General features: G+C 41.9%; 19 protein-coding genes. All 19 read left to right on the top strand.

Translation table 11 applies throughout. The features are described from left to right. Nucleotides 1–5: 5 nt before the first annotated feature. The 19 genes from E0H94_RS14800 (at nt 6) to E0H94_RS14710 (ending at nt 13,433) form a co-directional block, all read left to right on the top strand. On the top strand, nt 6–326 hold the full coding sequence (locus E0H94_RS14800; RefSeq protein ID WP_131327214.1) for an XRE family transcriptional regulator: 321 nt from the start codon (nt 6–8) through the stop codon (nt 324–326). Nucleotides 327–387: 61 nt separating this feature from the next. Next, entirely contained in the window at nt 388–702 is a 315-nt protein-coding gene (locus tag E0H94_RS14795; RefSeq protein ID WP_227548652.1) for a hypothetical protein, read from the top strand. Next, nucleotides 699–1,007, top strand: a complete 309-nt coding sequence (locus tag E0H94_RS14790) for a hypothetical protein (RefSeq protein WP_131327212.1) — start codon at nt 699–701, stop codon at nt 1,005–1,007. The genes E0H94_RS14795 and E0H94_RS14790 overlap by 4 nt, the downstream gene beginning before the upstream one ends. Continuing rightward, entirely contained in the window at nt 1,004–1,957 is a 954-nt protein-coding gene (locus E0H94_RS14785; protein ID WP_131327211.1) for a helix-turn-helix domain-containing protein, read from the top strand. Before E0H94_RS14790 ends, E0H94_RS14785 begins: the two co-directional genes overlap by 4 nt. Then, complete coding sequence (locus tag E0H94_RS14780; protein ID WP_131327210.1) at nt 1,954–2,367, top strand: DUF1064 domain-containing protein; 414 nt, start codon at nt 1,954–1,956, stop codon at nt 2,365–2,367. The genes E0H94_RS14785 and E0H94_RS14780 overlap by 4 nt, the downstream gene beginning before the upstream one ends. Next, on the top strand, nt 2,368–2,757 hold the full coding sequence (locus tag E0H94_RS14775) for a hypothetical protein (protein WP_131327209.1): 390 nt from the start codon (nt 2,368–2,370) through the stop codon (nt 2,755–2,757). It begins immediately after the preceding gene. Nucleotides 2,758–2,768: 11 nt separating this feature from the next. Next, a complete protein-coding gene (locus tag E0H94_RS14770; RefSeq protein ID WP_131327208.1) occupies nt 2,769–3,182 on the top strand; it encodes an antiterminator Q family protein in 414 nt (137 codons plus the stop codon). Nucleotides 3,183–4,159: 977 nt separating this feature from the next. Further along, entirely contained in the window at nt 4,160–4,399 is a 240-nt protein-coding gene (locus E0H94_RS14765; protein ID WP_131327207.1) for a hypothetical protein, read from the top strand. Next, nucleotides 4,380–4,988, top strand: coding sequence for a DUF2335 domain-containing protein (locus tag E0H94_RS14760; protein ID WP_131327206.1), 609 nt, complete (start codon nt 4,380–4,382; stop codon nt 4,986–4,988). The genes E0H94_RS14765 and E0H94_RS14760 overlap by 20 nt, the downstream gene beginning before the upstream one ends. Nucleotides 4,989–5,043: 55 nt before the next feature. Next, complete coding sequence (locus E0H94_RS14755; protein WP_131327205.1) at nt 5,044–5,520, top strand: hypothetical protein; 477 nt, start codon at nt 5,044–5,046, stop codon at nt 5,518–5,520. Beyond that, nucleotides 5,480–6,121, top strand: coding sequence for a putative metallopeptidase (locus E0H94_RS14750; RefSeq protein WP_131327204.1), 642 nt, complete (start codon nt 5,480–5,482; stop codon nt 6,119–6,121). Before E0H94_RS14755 ends, E0H94_RS14750 begins: the two co-directional genes overlap by 41 nt. A gap of 58 nt (nt 6,122–6,179) precedes the next feature. Further along, nucleotides 6,180–6,707 carry a DUF2280 domain-containing protein gene (locus E0H94_RS14745; RefSeq protein WP_131327203.1) on the top strand — a complete coding sequence of 176 codons (528 nt, stop codon included), beginning with the start codon at nt 6,180–6,182 and terminating at the stop codon, nt 6,705–6,707. Then, nucleotides 6,691–8,022 (top strand): terminase, encoded by a 1,332-nt coding sequence (locus E0H94_RS14740; protein WP_131327202.1) that lies wholly within the window; start codon nt 6,691–6,693, stop codon nt 8,020–8,022. The genes E0H94_RS14745 and E0H94_RS14740 overlap by 17 nt, the downstream gene beginning before the upstream one ends. A 3-nt stretch (nt 8,023–8,025) precedes the next feature. Then, nucleotides 8,026–10,287 (top strand): portal protein, encoded by a 2,262-nt coding sequence (locus E0H94_RS14735; protein WP_131327201.1) that lies wholly within the window; start codon nt 8,026–8,028, stop codon nt 10,285–10,287. Beyond that, entirely contained in the window at nt 10,277–11,104 is an 828-nt protein-coding gene (locus E0H94_RS14730; RefSeq protein ID WP_131327200.1) for a hypothetical protein, read from the top strand. Before E0H94_RS14735 ends, E0H94_RS14730 begins: the two co-directional genes overlap by 11 nt. A gap of 3 nt (nt 11,105–11,107) precedes the next feature. Beyond that, nucleotides 11,108–12,334: a P22 phage major capsid protein family protein gene (locus E0H94_RS14725; RefSeq protein WP_131327199.1), complete on the top strand. Its 1,227-nt coding sequence runs from the start codon at nt 11,108–11,110 to the stop codon at nt 12,332–12,334. A 62-nt stretch (nt 12,335–12,396) separates the two neighbouring features. Beyond that, nucleotides 12,397–12,693, top strand: a complete 297-nt coding sequence (locus E0H94_RS14720; RefSeq protein ID WP_131327198.1) for a DUF2829 domain-containing protein — start codon at nt 12,397–12,399, stop codon at nt 12,691–12,693. A 4-nt stretch (nt 12,694–12,697) separates the two neighbouring features. Next, entirely contained in the window at nt 12,698–13,168 is a 471-nt protein-coding gene (locus tag E0H94_RS14715; RefSeq protein WP_131327197.1) for a hypothetical protein, read from the top strand. Then, a complete protein-coding gene (locus E0H94_RS14710; protein WP_131327196.1) occupies nt 13,146–13,433 on the top strand; it encodes a hypothetical protein in 288 nt (95 codons plus the stop codon). The genes E0H94_RS14715 and E0H94_RS14710 overlap by 23 nt, the downstream gene beginning before the upstream one ends. The last annotated feature ends 19 nt before the right edge of the window (nt 13,434–13,452 follow it).

Below are 13,452 nucleotides of genomic sequence, written 5' to 3'. Positions count from 1 at the left end.
AACCTATGAGCAAAGTATCAATCGAATTACCTGCAAGCGCCATCAATGATGCATCGCTCATATTGAGAGCAATTAATGCAAGCAACCAAAGTAAGATCGCTGAGCTTTTGGGAATAGATGCAAGCACACTTTCACGTATGAAAAATGATAAGAAATCCAATGACTTGACAGACATTGAGCTTTTGAGCGGTTTGTTGAGCGCTATTGGTTTAAAGGTTGTAAACGCAAATGACGTGTATTGCTCTCCTGAGGTGGCAGAGGCTACGCGTGTATTCCTTAGTAATTCTTTTAGTTCACCTGACTACATGCGGATTTTATTCAAATAAAAAAGCCTGATCTCGCGAATCAGGCTTTTTTAGGTAATTCAAACTACTTGCGGAGATGAATATGACTACAAATTTAACACAACACCCATGTGCTGGCAAATGCACCAAATTTAAAGAAGAGCAATGCTCAACCTGCTTAGTGAGCTTTGAGCCTAAGGCAGACTTTTTAACTGGTGATGTTGTAGTGCTTAAAACCCTAGACCTACTGTCAGTGACAGAGCTGTTTACTTTGAAAGGCTTTGATGGGGAGTTTTGGCATACAGACCACCGCATTGGTCGTGTGTCTGGATTAGTCATACGTACAGCCACGGTTTCAGAACTCAATGCCAAGCGCCGCTTAACCGAAGCTGAACACTCAATAGCGGAGGTTCCATGATTACCAACAAGGTACTTAAGAAACAGCCTGAGCATAAATATGTTCAAGGCCTTCAGTCATGGTATGAGCCAGCACTTCGCACCCTAGATGGCTTACTGGATATTCGAAGAGCGAATTTGCGCAAGATTAATCGTGATGAAACCAATGCAGCAGTTATGCGTGATGAATTTGTAGAGATGTTGATGAATGAACACCGAATCTCAGCTTGGTATGCAGGAGAGATCATTGCCAGCCTGTTACGTGCTGAGCGAATTATGATGTTTGGTCGGTTTATACAGATTATTGAAAAGGAAGGTGAAGCGTGAGCCTAGATGCAACAAAATGGGCATGGGGCGTTCAATTTCCAGAGCGCAAAAGTGGCAGTCTAAAAGCACTAAAACGATTGGTGCTTTTGTCATTTGCTGATCGTGCTGGAGAAGACCACACATGCTTCCCAAGTGTTAGCCGTTTAAGAGATGACACCACTCTTGACCGTAAAACCGTATTAAAGATTATTGCTGAACTCATTGAGGATGGCTTAATTGAAGATACGGGGGAACGCAAAGGTGCAACCAAACAAGTTAAGGTTTACCGCTTGTGTGGTGTTTCTGGACGAGAAAATAAAACAGTCCCAACAACGGAACACTTTAATCAGGAAAGCCCCGATTTAAACAGTCCCAATAATGGAACAGTACCAACAACGGAACAGTTCCATTGTTCCCTTGAAACAGTCCCAACAATCCCACCTAACAGTCCCAACAATGGGACACGGAATCTACCAAAGAATCTTCCAGATGAATCTAAAAATAAAAAAGATTGGCTTTGCTTCAAAAAACTTCGAGAAGAAATTTCTTTGGCCGATGACAGCATCGATCCAAAAACCATCTTGACTGCGAAATGGGCAGAACGAGAAAAACGAGCATTCGAGTTTTACAACCAAGACAAATCCCTTTGTGATGAACTCATGAACTTCCACTTTGCTGATTGGCTGCTGAACGCATATCGCAACAAGTACTCGCAAGACACCAAAATGGGATACAGCAAAACACCTGCAGCGAATAATCCAAGACACCTTTCTGAAAAACAGATTGCGACCTTCGCACAGAAACTTGCATACCATCCAGAGTTTGCAGGCAAGTACAGCGAACCAGGTGAGTCTTTTGAAAAACTCGCAGCACGCATCGCCGTGAAACTTGAAGATCCAACCCAAGCTAAAAAATGGGAATCATATCTAAAACAGGTTGGTTTCTCTGGCTCCTTGCTGGAGGTGGCATGAGTTCAATCAGCGTTGCCCAGTACCGTGAAATGTTCCCAAAGCCCAACCAGTCGAAGGGGAAAGGCAAAGGGAACAAGTTTAAAGCAGAAAAAGTTGAATTAGATGGAATGACCTTTGATAGCAAAAAGGAGCATCGGCGGTACATCGAACTTAAGGTAATGCAGCAACGTGGTGAGATCCGAGACTTAAAACATCACACCAAATTTGAATTGGCACCGAAGACAAAGATTGAAGGGGAGAAAAGAGCAAAACCAGCATTACGATATTTTGCTGATTTCACGTATTACCGCATTACTGGAGAGTTTGTAGTGGAAGATGTGAAGTCAGTAGCGACAAGAAAATTAGCGAGTTATCGCAACAAAAAACACTTGATGAAAACAGTGCACAACATAGATGTAAGAGAGGTTTGAATGAGATTTGATCTATCAGATGTTATTTATAAAAAAAATGATCGCGTTTATGTGGATGTCAATATGGATGGCCTTCCTCTTATCTCGCCATTAGTGTTGGTTGGGTATATCCCGCAGAAGCCAAGGTACAGGAGTGCAAGGGTATTGCTTGATATGAAGGATAGTGTGACTTGTGCTCTCGATGATGGGAAGTTGGTGATCATTCCTAAATCTGGGGTGAAGCCTGTGATTAGGCAGGTAGGGGTTTTGCGTATTGCTGTTGAGAAAGAAGTTGAGGTAGTGGTCGAAAAAAAAGTTAAGAGTGAAGCTATTAAGGATCTGAACCTCGCAATAATTATTTCACAATCTATTTTAATTTTTGTGATGTTGCTTTTAATTTTGCTTTTCTAGGGGGTGATCGTATGAATGTAGCAGTCAAAGCAGGGGTGATGGCATGGTCAAAGCGTTCTGCCCATCAATGGTTGGAACAGTATGGGTTGTGGGTAAGATCGGTAAAATTCAATGTAACAGCCAATCCATTAGCAATACTAATTGACCAAAATGACAAAAGCAGAGTTCGTGCAAGTCGCGTATCTATAGCATGCGAGATTAATGATTTTGAGGCAGTGCAGGTAAGCCAATTACTCTCATCAATGCACAATGATAGCCGTGAATATTTAGCCTCAAGAGCATGGTATTTAATACTTTATTATGAAAATGAATGGTCTTATAACTCAATCGCAAATGCTCATAAATGCAGTAAGGCATTAGTAAGATCAGAGATTGATAAGGGGCTTGCGTATTTAGATGGGAAGATAGATGTATTGCAATCTTGACAGTGCAGCACACTTGGTTTAAATTTCTGATATGGTGGCAAGTTGTTATGCTTTCACCAGTATATAAAAGCTCATCGAAAGGTGGGCTTTTTGCATTCTGAAATATAAATTTCTATGAATATGTATTTTATATGCATTTGGGTATTGCAATCTGTTTAGATTTTCTGCAATATGCGCGTCAGATTTAGTTGATAGTTCCCTGACTAATCTTTTTAAATTTTAATAGCCTACAATATAATTTGTGGGCTTTTTTTATGCCTTGGGAAATGTTTTTGTGTAAGCAATAGCGGGGCACCTATGGCGGTACCCTTATTCGTAGTGGTTTAAGTTGAATGCCGCCACCCAGATTCTAATTAGGGATAATTCATTAATACTGGTTTGTTTTAATTTTTCACAAAAAATTCACGAACAAGTATGCATGATCACTTCTAGAAACAGCTGTAGTTTCCAAATGACCCTCCAAGGTCCTTAGTTTAAGCCCACATCAATCTACTGCTGAAGTGGGCTTTTTTTTGCATGGAGAAAAGTAATGCTCCGATTTTTAATGTGTTTATTTGGCTTGCATGGTGCGACTGAAGTTGATTACACGGTTGATGATGAAGAAGTCAAAGTGTGTCGAGAATGTTTGAAAGAAGTTAAAGATTAGCCGAACGTATTACGGCATATAAAAACCACTCGCATTCTAGATGTTGAGGGGTTTTTCTTTTCTTATTGGTGGTGATGTTGACAAAGACCGTACGTAATTCATTATGTAAGTGTAACAATGTATTTGTACTGTAAATAGTGAATATTCGCGATCAAAAAATATTACCGCATGTAAAGCGCGTCACAACGTAGCTTCAGGCGAAACCGCTACCAAACAAACCGCAAGTATCGTAGTTACTCCATATTGACGCAACTGTAAATAGTGAATATAGTTGTGGATAACCCTAGTGTTGAAAGACATATAGGGTATTTTTGTCTAAGGAGAAAATGTCATGAGTCTTGCTAAGGTATTCCTATTAGGTATGCGCAGTGCTTATGAAATGTCACCGGAAGAGACTAAACATACAGCACACTTTATCACTCCTGCTACTGTTGAGGTTGTGCGATTGGGGGCAACTCTAGATATGGCTTCGAGTTGGAAGACTATTGCTGATACCCAGACTTCTGCTTTCAATCAACTTTGTCAAAATCCAAATGATAGATCGGTAACGCATGCCAAATACGCAGAATAATGATGGGGACGTAGACTACAAAGCAACAGACGTCCCTGAGCCTGAAATAATTTTAAATCCAAAAGTTGATAAAGCAGAAAAAATACCTAAACCGGAGATAGGGCGGGCGCTTCTTCGAATAGAACAGAAGAGAGTTGAATCACCCTTTATTCCTCCTGATTATTTAGAGGCTTATGAGCGAATCTTACCTGGTGTTGGTGAAAAGCTCATGGACGCTATAATTCAGAATCAGCTATTTCAGATGGAAGTTAAACGGTCTGAGATTGATTTAACTGATAAAAAAATTACCGAAGCTGTAAAAGTCAATGATGCAAATATTCGTGAGCAAGATGCTCTTAACCTAGCTAGGTCGCGTGAAATTGATATTAAGAGCAGGGGTCAAATTTTTGCATTTATTATTTCAATTTTAATTTTGTGTGCTGCAATTCTTTTTGCCATCCTTGGCCATATTATTATAGCTGGAGCTTGTGTTGGGATCATGGTTGCAATGGCCAGTGTTTTGTTTCTTCAGAAAACACCTACTCATGAAAAAGCTGTTACTGCTGAGAGTGAGAGTCCAGCGGAAGCAACAAAACCTGATACACCTTAAAACAAATGAGCAAAATGCAAACCACCCTCGGGTGGTTTTTTAATGGGCGCAATTTATGAACGAAAACGACTACTTCTGGAAAACCAAAAAGCGCCCACCTAAAACTAAACCCAGAGCAAAACCATTACCTAAGGCCAAAGATACATATCTAGAAGCAGAAGAAGAATTTGAACAGGCTTTAAATATCCTAGGTATCAAGTACGAGAAGAAATTCCAGTTCAAATCTACTAAGCATTGGCGGTTTGATTTCCATTTAATTGAGCATCGAATTTTGGTTGAAATATCTGGCGGTCCTTGGTCGGGTGGTCGCCGTGGCAAATTAGCAAATAAAGCTTGGAGTATGGATCGATATGATCATGCTGCCGAAATGGGTTTTACCGTTGTTCGCTTAGAGTCTGCCAATAGATACAAGATTGATGAATTTGGCCCATTACAGATAGAAGCTCAATTTGCATCTCAATGGCTCAAAAACTTAAAGAGAGAATCATTCAATGGACCAGATCAGACCATTCCCGCCAACGGATCTGATTGATCAGGCGGAGGAAGAAGAAGCAATTCGACTTGCACCCGCCGTGGAATTAAAAGACTGGGTGATTAAAAATTTCTTAACGCCGGGCGGTGAACTTCATAATCCAGATCATGACCATATTGCTGAGCTACTTCATGATGACGAAACTTTCCTAGCCTTTGCTTGGGCATCATCTGCATGCATGGCAAAGAAACGCATGGTGCTTGGTCAGTGTGAAAAGGTGATGTTTAACCAAGGTGGGTGGAAGAAAGCACGCCAGGAGCAACAGATGCGTGACTGGTTTGGTTATGTTCCAGTTTATCTAATCACCATTGATGCAAGCTTTTGTGAAAACTCTAATGACCGTGACTTCTGTGCTTTGATCGAGCATGAGCTTTATCACATTGGTGTTGAGCGTGATGAAGATGGTGAAATCATCTATAGCGACCACACTGGCTTGCCTAAGCATTACTTAGCAGGTCATGACGTTGAAGAGTTTATCGGCGTGGTCAAACGCTGGGGAGCAAACGAGAACGTAAAAAGGCTTGTTGAGGTTGCTAAGCAAGCGCCGTTTGTATCAGAGAAGAATATCGCTGCGTGTTGCGGGACTTGTCTAATTAACTGAGCCTGATGGCTCATTTTTTTGCCTGTCTTGTTTTACGTAGTTTTACAAAGGGGTGTTTATGGCAACACTAAGGGAGCCTATAAAAATCTTTATAGTTCAGTCTCTTGCTTGCTTTGATACACCTCAACAGGTAGCTGATGCTGTAAAACAAGAATTTGGTATTGAGATCGAACGTCAACAAGTCTCGGCTTACGACCCAACAAAATCAATGGGCAAGAATCTAAGCAAGAAATTAAAAGAGCTTTTTGATCGAACGCGCAAAGACTTTAAAGAAAATACTGAAAACATCCCTATTGCTAACAAGGCCTTCCATTTTAAAGAGCTTCAAGGGATGTATGAGGATTATTCAAAAAATAAAGTCATGAGAGCTAAAGTCTTAAAACAGGCTCAAAGCTTGATTCAAATGGGGAGCACCACTGGAACAAGCGAGCTATCTGAAAAAGAGCAGATTGAAATTGAGATGAAACGTCTTGAGCTTGAAAAACTCAAGCGTGAAGTAAATCCACCTGAAAGCAGACCTCCAGAGGAAGATTACAAAATCAGCCTGAACCCTGATGAGGAAATTCCAAATGAGCCAATTCTTTGAGCCAAATAACGGTGCTGTAAAGCTCACACCAAAGCAGGCAAACATTTACTTATGGGGATGGCAACCTGAAGCACGTTTTCGTGATGCTGTATGTGGACGTCGTTTTGGTAAGACTTTTTTAGCAAAAGCCGAAATGCGCCGTGCTGCGAGATTGGCTGCTAAGTGGAACGTATCTGTTGAGGATGAAATTTGGTATTCAGCTCCAACCTTCAAACAGGCCAAGCGTGTTTTCTGGAAGCGATTAAAACAAGCAATTCCACCATCATGGCGTGCAGGAAAGCCAAACGAAACTGAATGCACGATCACTTTAAAAAGTGGTCACGTTATGCGTGTTGTTGGCTTAGATAACTATGATGACCTCCGTGGATCTGGTCTATTTTTTCTAATTATTGACGAGTGGGCAGACTGTAAATGGGCGGCGTGGGAGGAAGTACTTCGTCCAATGCTTTCAACTTGCAAATACATTATCAATGGTGAACAGCGTGTTGGTGGTCATGTTTTAAGAATTGGCACACCGAAAGGATTTAACCATTGCTATGACACATTTATGGATGGTCAGCCTGAACACGAACCTGACTGCCGCAGCTTTTCTTACACATCACTACAAGGTGGGAATATTCCTGAATCGGAAATCATTGTTGCTAAGCGCAAGATGGATCCGAAAACATTCAGTCAGGAATATGAGGCTAGCTTTGAGAGTTATCAGGGTGTTATCTACTACTGTTTTAACCGGGTTTTAAATAGCTCAGATGAAACAGTAAAAGAAGGCGATACGCTTCACATTGGCATGGACTTTAACGTCACCAAAATGGCTGCGGTGGTTTATGTGCGTCGTGGTGACACCATGCATGCAGTTGATGAGTTTGTGAATCTGTTTGATACACCCGCAATGATTGAAGCGATTAAGGAGCGTTATCCAGATTATGAGATTGGCATTTATCCAGATGCCTCTGGCGATAACCGAAAAACGGTTGGTGCAAATAAGTCAGATATCTCGATGCTGAAACAAGCAGGTTTTAAGGTTTATGTAAATGCATCAAACCCCGCCGTAAAAGACCGCATCAACTCAATGAATGGCATGTTGTGTAATACATTTAGTGAAAGGCGTTTGTATGTGAATGTGAATAAGTGCTCGCACTTTGCTAAGTGTCAAGAACGTCAAATTTATGATGAGCATGGACAGCCAGATAAGAAGGCTGGATTTGACCACATGAATGATGCCGGCACATACCCAATCGTTTATTTATTCCCAATTAAAGCACCTGTGGTGAAAGCAAAACCAATCACTAGGACTCAAGGTAGTTGGCAAGGATAAAACATGGCAACAGATGATAAAAAACAGCATGAGAAGATCTTGGCTGATGCAAAGGCATTCATGAAGGAGGCGAAAGCTTACTGGAAAGAAACGTATGACCGTGCCACTGAGGATAAAGAGTTTGTCACCATAAAAGGTGCTCAGTGGGATGATGATGCGAAAGCCAAGCGCAAAGCTGAAAGCAAGCCAACACTTGAGATCAATCTTGCTCGAACTTTTGTGCGTCAGCAAATCAACACCATGCGGCAGAACCGACCGCAGATTCAGGTTGTACCTGTTGATAGTGACGCTGATTTGGAGGTTGCTAAGATCCTCGGTGGCTTAATCAAAGACACCGAGGAAGCAACCAATGCGGAGGATACATACGATCAGGCAGCGGAAAATGCTGTTTTTGGTGGTATTGGATTCTTGCGTCTAGCCACCGATTATGTGAGTGAGGATTCGTTTAATCAGGAACCTAAATTCATACCAGTGGAAAACCCGCAGGCTGTGTTGATTGACCCTATGAGTCGTCGTCTTGATGGTTCAGACATGACGAAATGCCTGGTATGTGAATGGGTTAAAAAATCAGTCACTGAGGATCAATACGGAAAGGATCCTGTTGATTTTGAACTTGATGAGGATCTTGACTGGAATGACAAAACCAAAGATTCATTGTTGATTGCTGAGTATTTCTATATTGAGCAAGTAAAAGATGAGCTTTTACTACTTAATGATGGAACTATAGGTTTTAGATCCGAATTAAAAGATCAGTTTGATGGTGTGCTTGATGATTTTGTTGTGCAATCACGTGCAACATATCGTACTGAAATCAAGTGGGCTAAGTTGACTGGTAGTCGAGTGCTTGAAACTGGTGTTTTCCCAGGGAAGTATATCCCCATCATTCCAGTTTATGGCGAGGTCACATGGATTGGTGAGAATCGAAATGTATTCTCATTGATTCACTTTGCCAAAGATGCTCAGCGGCTATTCAACTACTGGAAGTCAACAGAAGCACATATTCTGCAAAAGAACCAAGATGATATTACTGTTGCAGATGCTCAAGGTGTGAATGGTTTTGAGGATCAGTGGGAAAACCCGAGTAAATATGCTGCGGTTTACTATAATTTCTTGGATGATCAGGGCAATCAAAGACCGGCGCCATTTAAACTCGGCGCAGCTCAACCGCCATCTGGTATTTTAAATGCCGCCGTTACATCGCAGCAATTGATTGCAGATACGTTAAATATGCATTCGCCGCAAATGGGGCAGGATGTAAATCAGCAATCAGGTCGTGCGATTGGTTTATTGCAGCGTCAAGCTGATACAGCGCATTTCCACTTTCAAGACAATCTAAATAAGGCCTTGCGTCACGCTGGCCGTATTTTAGTTGGTTTATACCCATTGCTGTACGACACGGAAATAACACGCCGTATTGTGGGCAATGATGGTGAAGATGAGCTTGTTAAGTTGAATGCACAGCCAAACAGTCCCGATGAGTATCAGAAAGCCGAAGGCAAACTGCTAAATGACTTAACTGTAGGTCGCTATGATGTTCGAATGGATACTGGTCCAAGCTTCAACACTCAACGCGAACAGTCATTCCAGATTATGTTGCAACTTCTGCAATTCAACCCTGAATTGGCGCAGATTGCTGGTGATTTAATCCTGAAGGATTCTCCACTGGTGAACGCTAAAGCAATTGCTGAGCGCGTGAAGAAGCGTATGGACCCATCTTTGCTTGATGATGGTAAAGAGTTACCACCACACATCAAGGCACAAGTCACGCAGATGGATCAGTTGATTCAAAAACTCACACAGGATCTACAGGCAACTCAAGCAGCGTTAAATGATAAAAAGGCTGATCGAGAGGTTGAGATTAAAAAAGCAATAATGAATGCTGAGCAGGCAATCAAGGTTGCTCAAATCAATAACTCTGGTCGTGCTGATGTTGAGGAGTTGCGCGGCATGGTTGAGTTAATGAAACAACAAATCGATTTAAGTAATGCACCACAAGATTGGTTGCAACAAGGCGAGGATGTTGATCAATATGCACCAACCGAAGCCATTGATGATAACGAATACCCGCAGTCTGGAGGGCTTGAGCCACCACCAGACATGACGCAACAAGGAATTGAAAGCCCTGCCACTGAGCAGGGTTTTTTAATGCCTGAAGAAAGTGCTCAACCAAACTTCGCTCTTAATCCTGATCAGATTAAGGAAAGCGCATTGATCAAAAATGGTGGCGATTTATTGCCAAATATGGAGCAACAAAATGACGTTTGAAACTGACGACAACGTAGATACAGGCGCTACGCAAAACACAGCCGCAGAAGTCGAAACAGGACAAACAGAAACTGAGCAGACTCATCAGCAACCTGAAGGCGGGCAAAACACTGAATTATCAGATGAAGAAAAAGCCAAGCAGGAAGCTGAAAAAGAGGGTGAGAAGAAGCGCAATCGAGCACAAGAGCGAATTCAGCAATTGGCTCGTGAGCGTGCGGAATATAAGCGTGAACTTGAAGAGCTTAAAGCTAAGCAAGGCGCACCACAAAGCACCACTGCTCCACAAATTGAGGATTTTGAAGATTACTCAGAATTCCAAAAAGCCCAGCAAGAATATTACGTCAAGCAGGCTGAAGATCGTGTTTTGGCGAAACTTCAGCAGGATAAAACACAGCAAACACAAGTAGAGAAACAGGCGGCATTTGAGTCTGCTCTAATTGAAGCATCCACAGAATTACCAGATTTTGACAAGGTTGTTCAAAGTGGGCTTGCTCGTGATTTACCTATGCCGATTTCTCTTGATGAGCTTGCTGCAGAATTTGGGTATGACGCAAAAACTCAAACACGATTGCTGTATGAATTGGCTAAAGATGAAAGCTTTCATGAACTTGTATCTGAGTCATCAAAACTTAAAGCTGCTCGTCTTTTAAGTGAAAAAGTCGACTCATTCAGCAAAACGTCTACTGCTCCAAAAACCAGCAAAGCACCACCACCAATCAATCCAGTTAAAGCAAATGCGCCAGCTTCACGCGACATGCAAACGATGAGCGACAGCGAAGCAGTTGCACACTTAAAAACACTTAAGAAAGGTAAATAATTTATGGCTAATACAGTCAATACAGCTCAGGTTTTTGCACAAGAAGCCGCAGCAATCCTTGAAGAATCTTGCCCGTTTGTGATGGCAGTCAATCGCTCACGAGAGAGTGAGTTTGATAAAAAAGTAAATGGTTATGATGTTGGTGATGAAGTATCAATCAGCATTCCTGGTGTAAGTCGCATCTATGATGGTAACGTCCTTGCTGAAGGTGGAACCATTGACGCATGGAAAGAGCGCAAGGTATCGCTAAAAATTAGCAACCATGTGCATGCAGCATTTGAAGCCACACATCTTGAAAACGTGTTTAAACTGGATGCTTCAGATCCGCGCCGTCGTGAATATGTTGAGCGTGTATTTAAACCGCAAATCCAAACGCTCGGTTCAAGCATTGAAGCGCGCATGATTAAGGATGCAATTATTCGCACGCCTTATCTTGTTGGTACACCGGGTACAACGCCGAACTCAATCAAAACCTTAAACCAAGCACGCGCAAAACTGCAAAAAGCATTAGCGCCTGAAGGCAATCGTCAAGGTTTGATCTCAACCGATCTCAACATGGAATTGATTGATTCAAGCAAGGCACTATTCCAGCCGAAGAACATCAGTGACCAGTACCGTGAAACCAATCTTGGTCGTGCATCTGGTGCAGATTGGGATGAAGTAATTAACCTGCCTACACTGTACAACGGTAACAAGGTTACTGGCGTAACTGTGAATGGCGCGAGTCAAACAGGCAGCAAATTGTCGATCAAAGGCTTGGCTGCTGCGGATACATTTAAAGCAGGTCAGATTTTCACTATTGCTGGTGTTTATAAAACTCATCCGCTTACTGGTGAATTAACCAAAGACTTACAGCAGTTCGTTATTGTTGCAGATGTGACCTCTGCTGGTGCTACAGCGGATATTGATATTTATCCAGAAATCACACCAGTAATGCCAAACAAAACAGTAAATGCGAGTGCTGTTGATGGTGCTGCAATTACTTTCTATGGCGCAGCAAGCACAGGCTATGTGCAAAACTTGCTATTCCAAGAATCAGCATTCACAGCTGCATTTGTTCCAGCGAAAATCGTAACGCCTAAAGAGTTTGGTTATTCATACTCTGCAAATGGCTTACGTTTCACTGTCCAATCATCTGGCAACTTCAACACCCTATCTACTCAGACTCGTATCGACATCATGTGGGGCTTCACACGCGTTCGTGACTTTGCATGCCGTATCACTGAATAATTAAAACCATGACGACAAAATGCCCACTATATGCGGGCGTCGTCATTTTTGGAGTAATGAAAATGTCAAATGAAAAACAGCTAGCAACGATTGATTTTGGTTCTGCAATCTGGGCTTTAAAGCAAGGCAAGAAGGTTGCACGTAGTGGCTGGAATGGGAAGGGAATGTGGTTAATCCTAACACCGGGTCGTGTAGTTAATAATATAGAGCCAAATAGTTTTTATGAAAAATGTGGCTTTGAGGCTCCAGTTACTATTACAAGCCATATTGATATGAACGCCGCTGATGGTTCAATGGTAGTTGGTTGGCTTGCGAGCCAAACAGATATGCTTGCTGAAGACTGGTTTGTATTGGAGTAATAAAATGCCTAAAGAATTCCCAAGAGCCTTATACACAGGCAACCAGACTAACTACGAAATGATCGTAGTGGAAAATGTAGAAGAAGAGCGTGAGTTACGTGAGCAGGGTGCTGTTGATTTTGCTGATTTACCTGAGCGTGAAATTGGTGTTGAGCTTGGATCTACAAGTGAAGTAAATCCTGACAGCTTCATCACTCAAGAGCGATTTGAGTTGGCCACACAAGAACTGGTTGAGGTTAAGCAAGAGCTTGTTACCGCAAACACTGAAATCAAACGTCTTAATCAAGTCATTACAGATGGCATGGCTGAAAATACCGAGCTTCGCAAACAGATTCGACTCAAAGAACTCGAAGACATATCGGCAGATGAACTCAAAAAGCTTCTTGACGATGCCGAAGTGACTTATCAAGCAAGTGATAGAAAGCCAGTATTAGCGAAGCTTCTTCTAGATCATGAAACTGCTAATCCAAACTGATGAGCAAATCATCATTCAGTCATTAATCATTAAAAGCTGGACGAATAGATATGGCGCAAACTCACACTATCAAGAACACCAGTGTCAATCACAGACGGCACAAACTCAGCGCATGTTACATCGATTGGCGGTGACTTTAGCTATGCAGTTGGTGATACTGCTCCAGATCCAAACTCTGATTATTGGCATCAAAATTCATCAGTGTCGGTTGGGATTGGTCCCAAATTATGGATTTGTAGTCAATCATCTGCAAATGTTCAAGTAAGAGTATCTATATATTAAAG

The sequence above is a fragment of the Acinetobacter sp. ANC 4173 genome (genome assembly GCF_004331255.1).
In the GTDB taxonomy this organism is placed as follows: domain Bacteria; phylum Pseudomonadota; class Gammaproteobacteria; order Pseudomonadales; family Moraxellaceae; genus Acinetobacter.
The sequence above is the reverse complement of the archived record's forward strand: the minus strand, read 5'-3'. Positions and strand labels throughout refer to the sequence as shown.

What these genes read in the sequence shown, in the direction of transcription:
- E0H94_RS14750 (WP_131327204.1), top strand. Translation starts at nt 5,480, where the DNA reads ATGGACCAGATCAGACCATTCCCGCCAACGGATCTGATTGATCAGGCG.
- E0H94_RS14725 (WP_131327199.1), top strand. Translation starts at nt 11,108, where the DNA reads ATGGCTAATACAGTCAATACAGCTCAGGTTTTTGCACAAGAAGCCGCA.
- E0H94_RS14735 (WP_131327201.1), top strand. Translation starts at nt 8,026, where the DNA reads ATGGCAACAGATGATAAAAAACAGCATGAGAAGATCTTGGCTGATGCA.
- E0H94_RS14755 (WP_131327205.1), top strand. Translation starts at nt 5,044, where the DNA reads ATGAACGAAAACGACTACTTCTGGAAAACCAAAAAGCGCCCACCTAAA.
- E0H94_RS14715 (WP_131327197.1), top strand. Translation starts at nt 12,698, where the DNA reads ATGCCTAAAGAATTCCCAAGAGCCTTATACACAGGCAACCAGACTAAC.
- E0H94_RS14770 (WP_131327208.1), top strand. Translation starts at nt 2,769, where the DNA reads ATGAATGTAGCAGTCAAAGCAGGGGTGATGGCATGGTCAAAGCGTTCT.
- E0H94_RS14790 (WP_131327212.1), top strand. Translation starts at nt 699, where the DNA reads ATGATTACCAACAAGGTACTTAAGAAACAGCCTGAGCATAAATATGTT.
- E0H94_RS14775 (WP_131327209.1), top strand. Translation starts at nt 2,368, where the DNA reads ATGAGATTTGATCTATCAGATGTTATTTATAAAAAAAATGATCGCGTT.
- E0H94_RS14760 (WP_131327206.1), top strand. Translation starts at nt 4,380, where the DNA reads ATGCCAAATACGCAGAATAATGATGGGGACGTAGACTACAAAGCAACA.
- E0H94_RS14740 (WP_131327202.1), top strand. Translation starts at nt 6,691, where the DNA reads ATGAGCCAATTCTTTGAGCCAAATAACGGTGCTGTAAAGCTCACACCA.
- E0H94_RS14745 (WP_131327203.1), top strand. Translation starts at nt 6,180, where the DNA reads ATGGCAACACTAAGGGAGCCTATAAAAATCTTTATAGTTCAGTCTCTT.
- E0H94_RS14720 (WP_131327198.1), top strand. Translation starts at nt 12,397, where the DNA reads ATGTCAAATGAAAAACAGCTAGCAACGATTGATTTTGGTTCTGCAATC.
- E0H94_RS14710 (WP_131327196.1), top strand. Translation starts at nt 13,146, where the DNA reads ATGAAACTGCTAATCCAAACTGATGAGCAAATCATCATTCAGTCATTA.
- E0H94_RS14765 (WP_131327207.1), top strand. Translation starts at nt 4,160, where the DNA reads ATGAGTCTTGCTAAGGTATTCCTATTAGGTATGCGCAGTGCTTATGAA.
- E0H94_RS14800 (WP_131327214.1), top strand. Translation starts at nt 6, where the DNA reads ATGAGCAAAGTATCAATCGAATTACCTGCAAGCGCCATCAATGATGCA.
- E0H94_RS14780 (WP_131327210.1), top strand. Translation starts at nt 1,954, where the DNA reads ATGAGTTCAATCAGCGTTGCCCAGTACCGTGAAATGTTCCCAAAGCCC.
- E0H94_RS14730 (WP_131327200.1), top strand. Translation starts at nt 10,277, where the DNA reads ATGACGTTTGAAACTGACGACAACGTAGATACAGGCGCTACGCAAAAC.
- E0H94_RS14795 (WP_227548652.1), top strand. Translation starts at nt 388, where the DNA reads ATGACTACAAATTTAACACAACACCCATGTGCTGGCAAATGCACCAAA.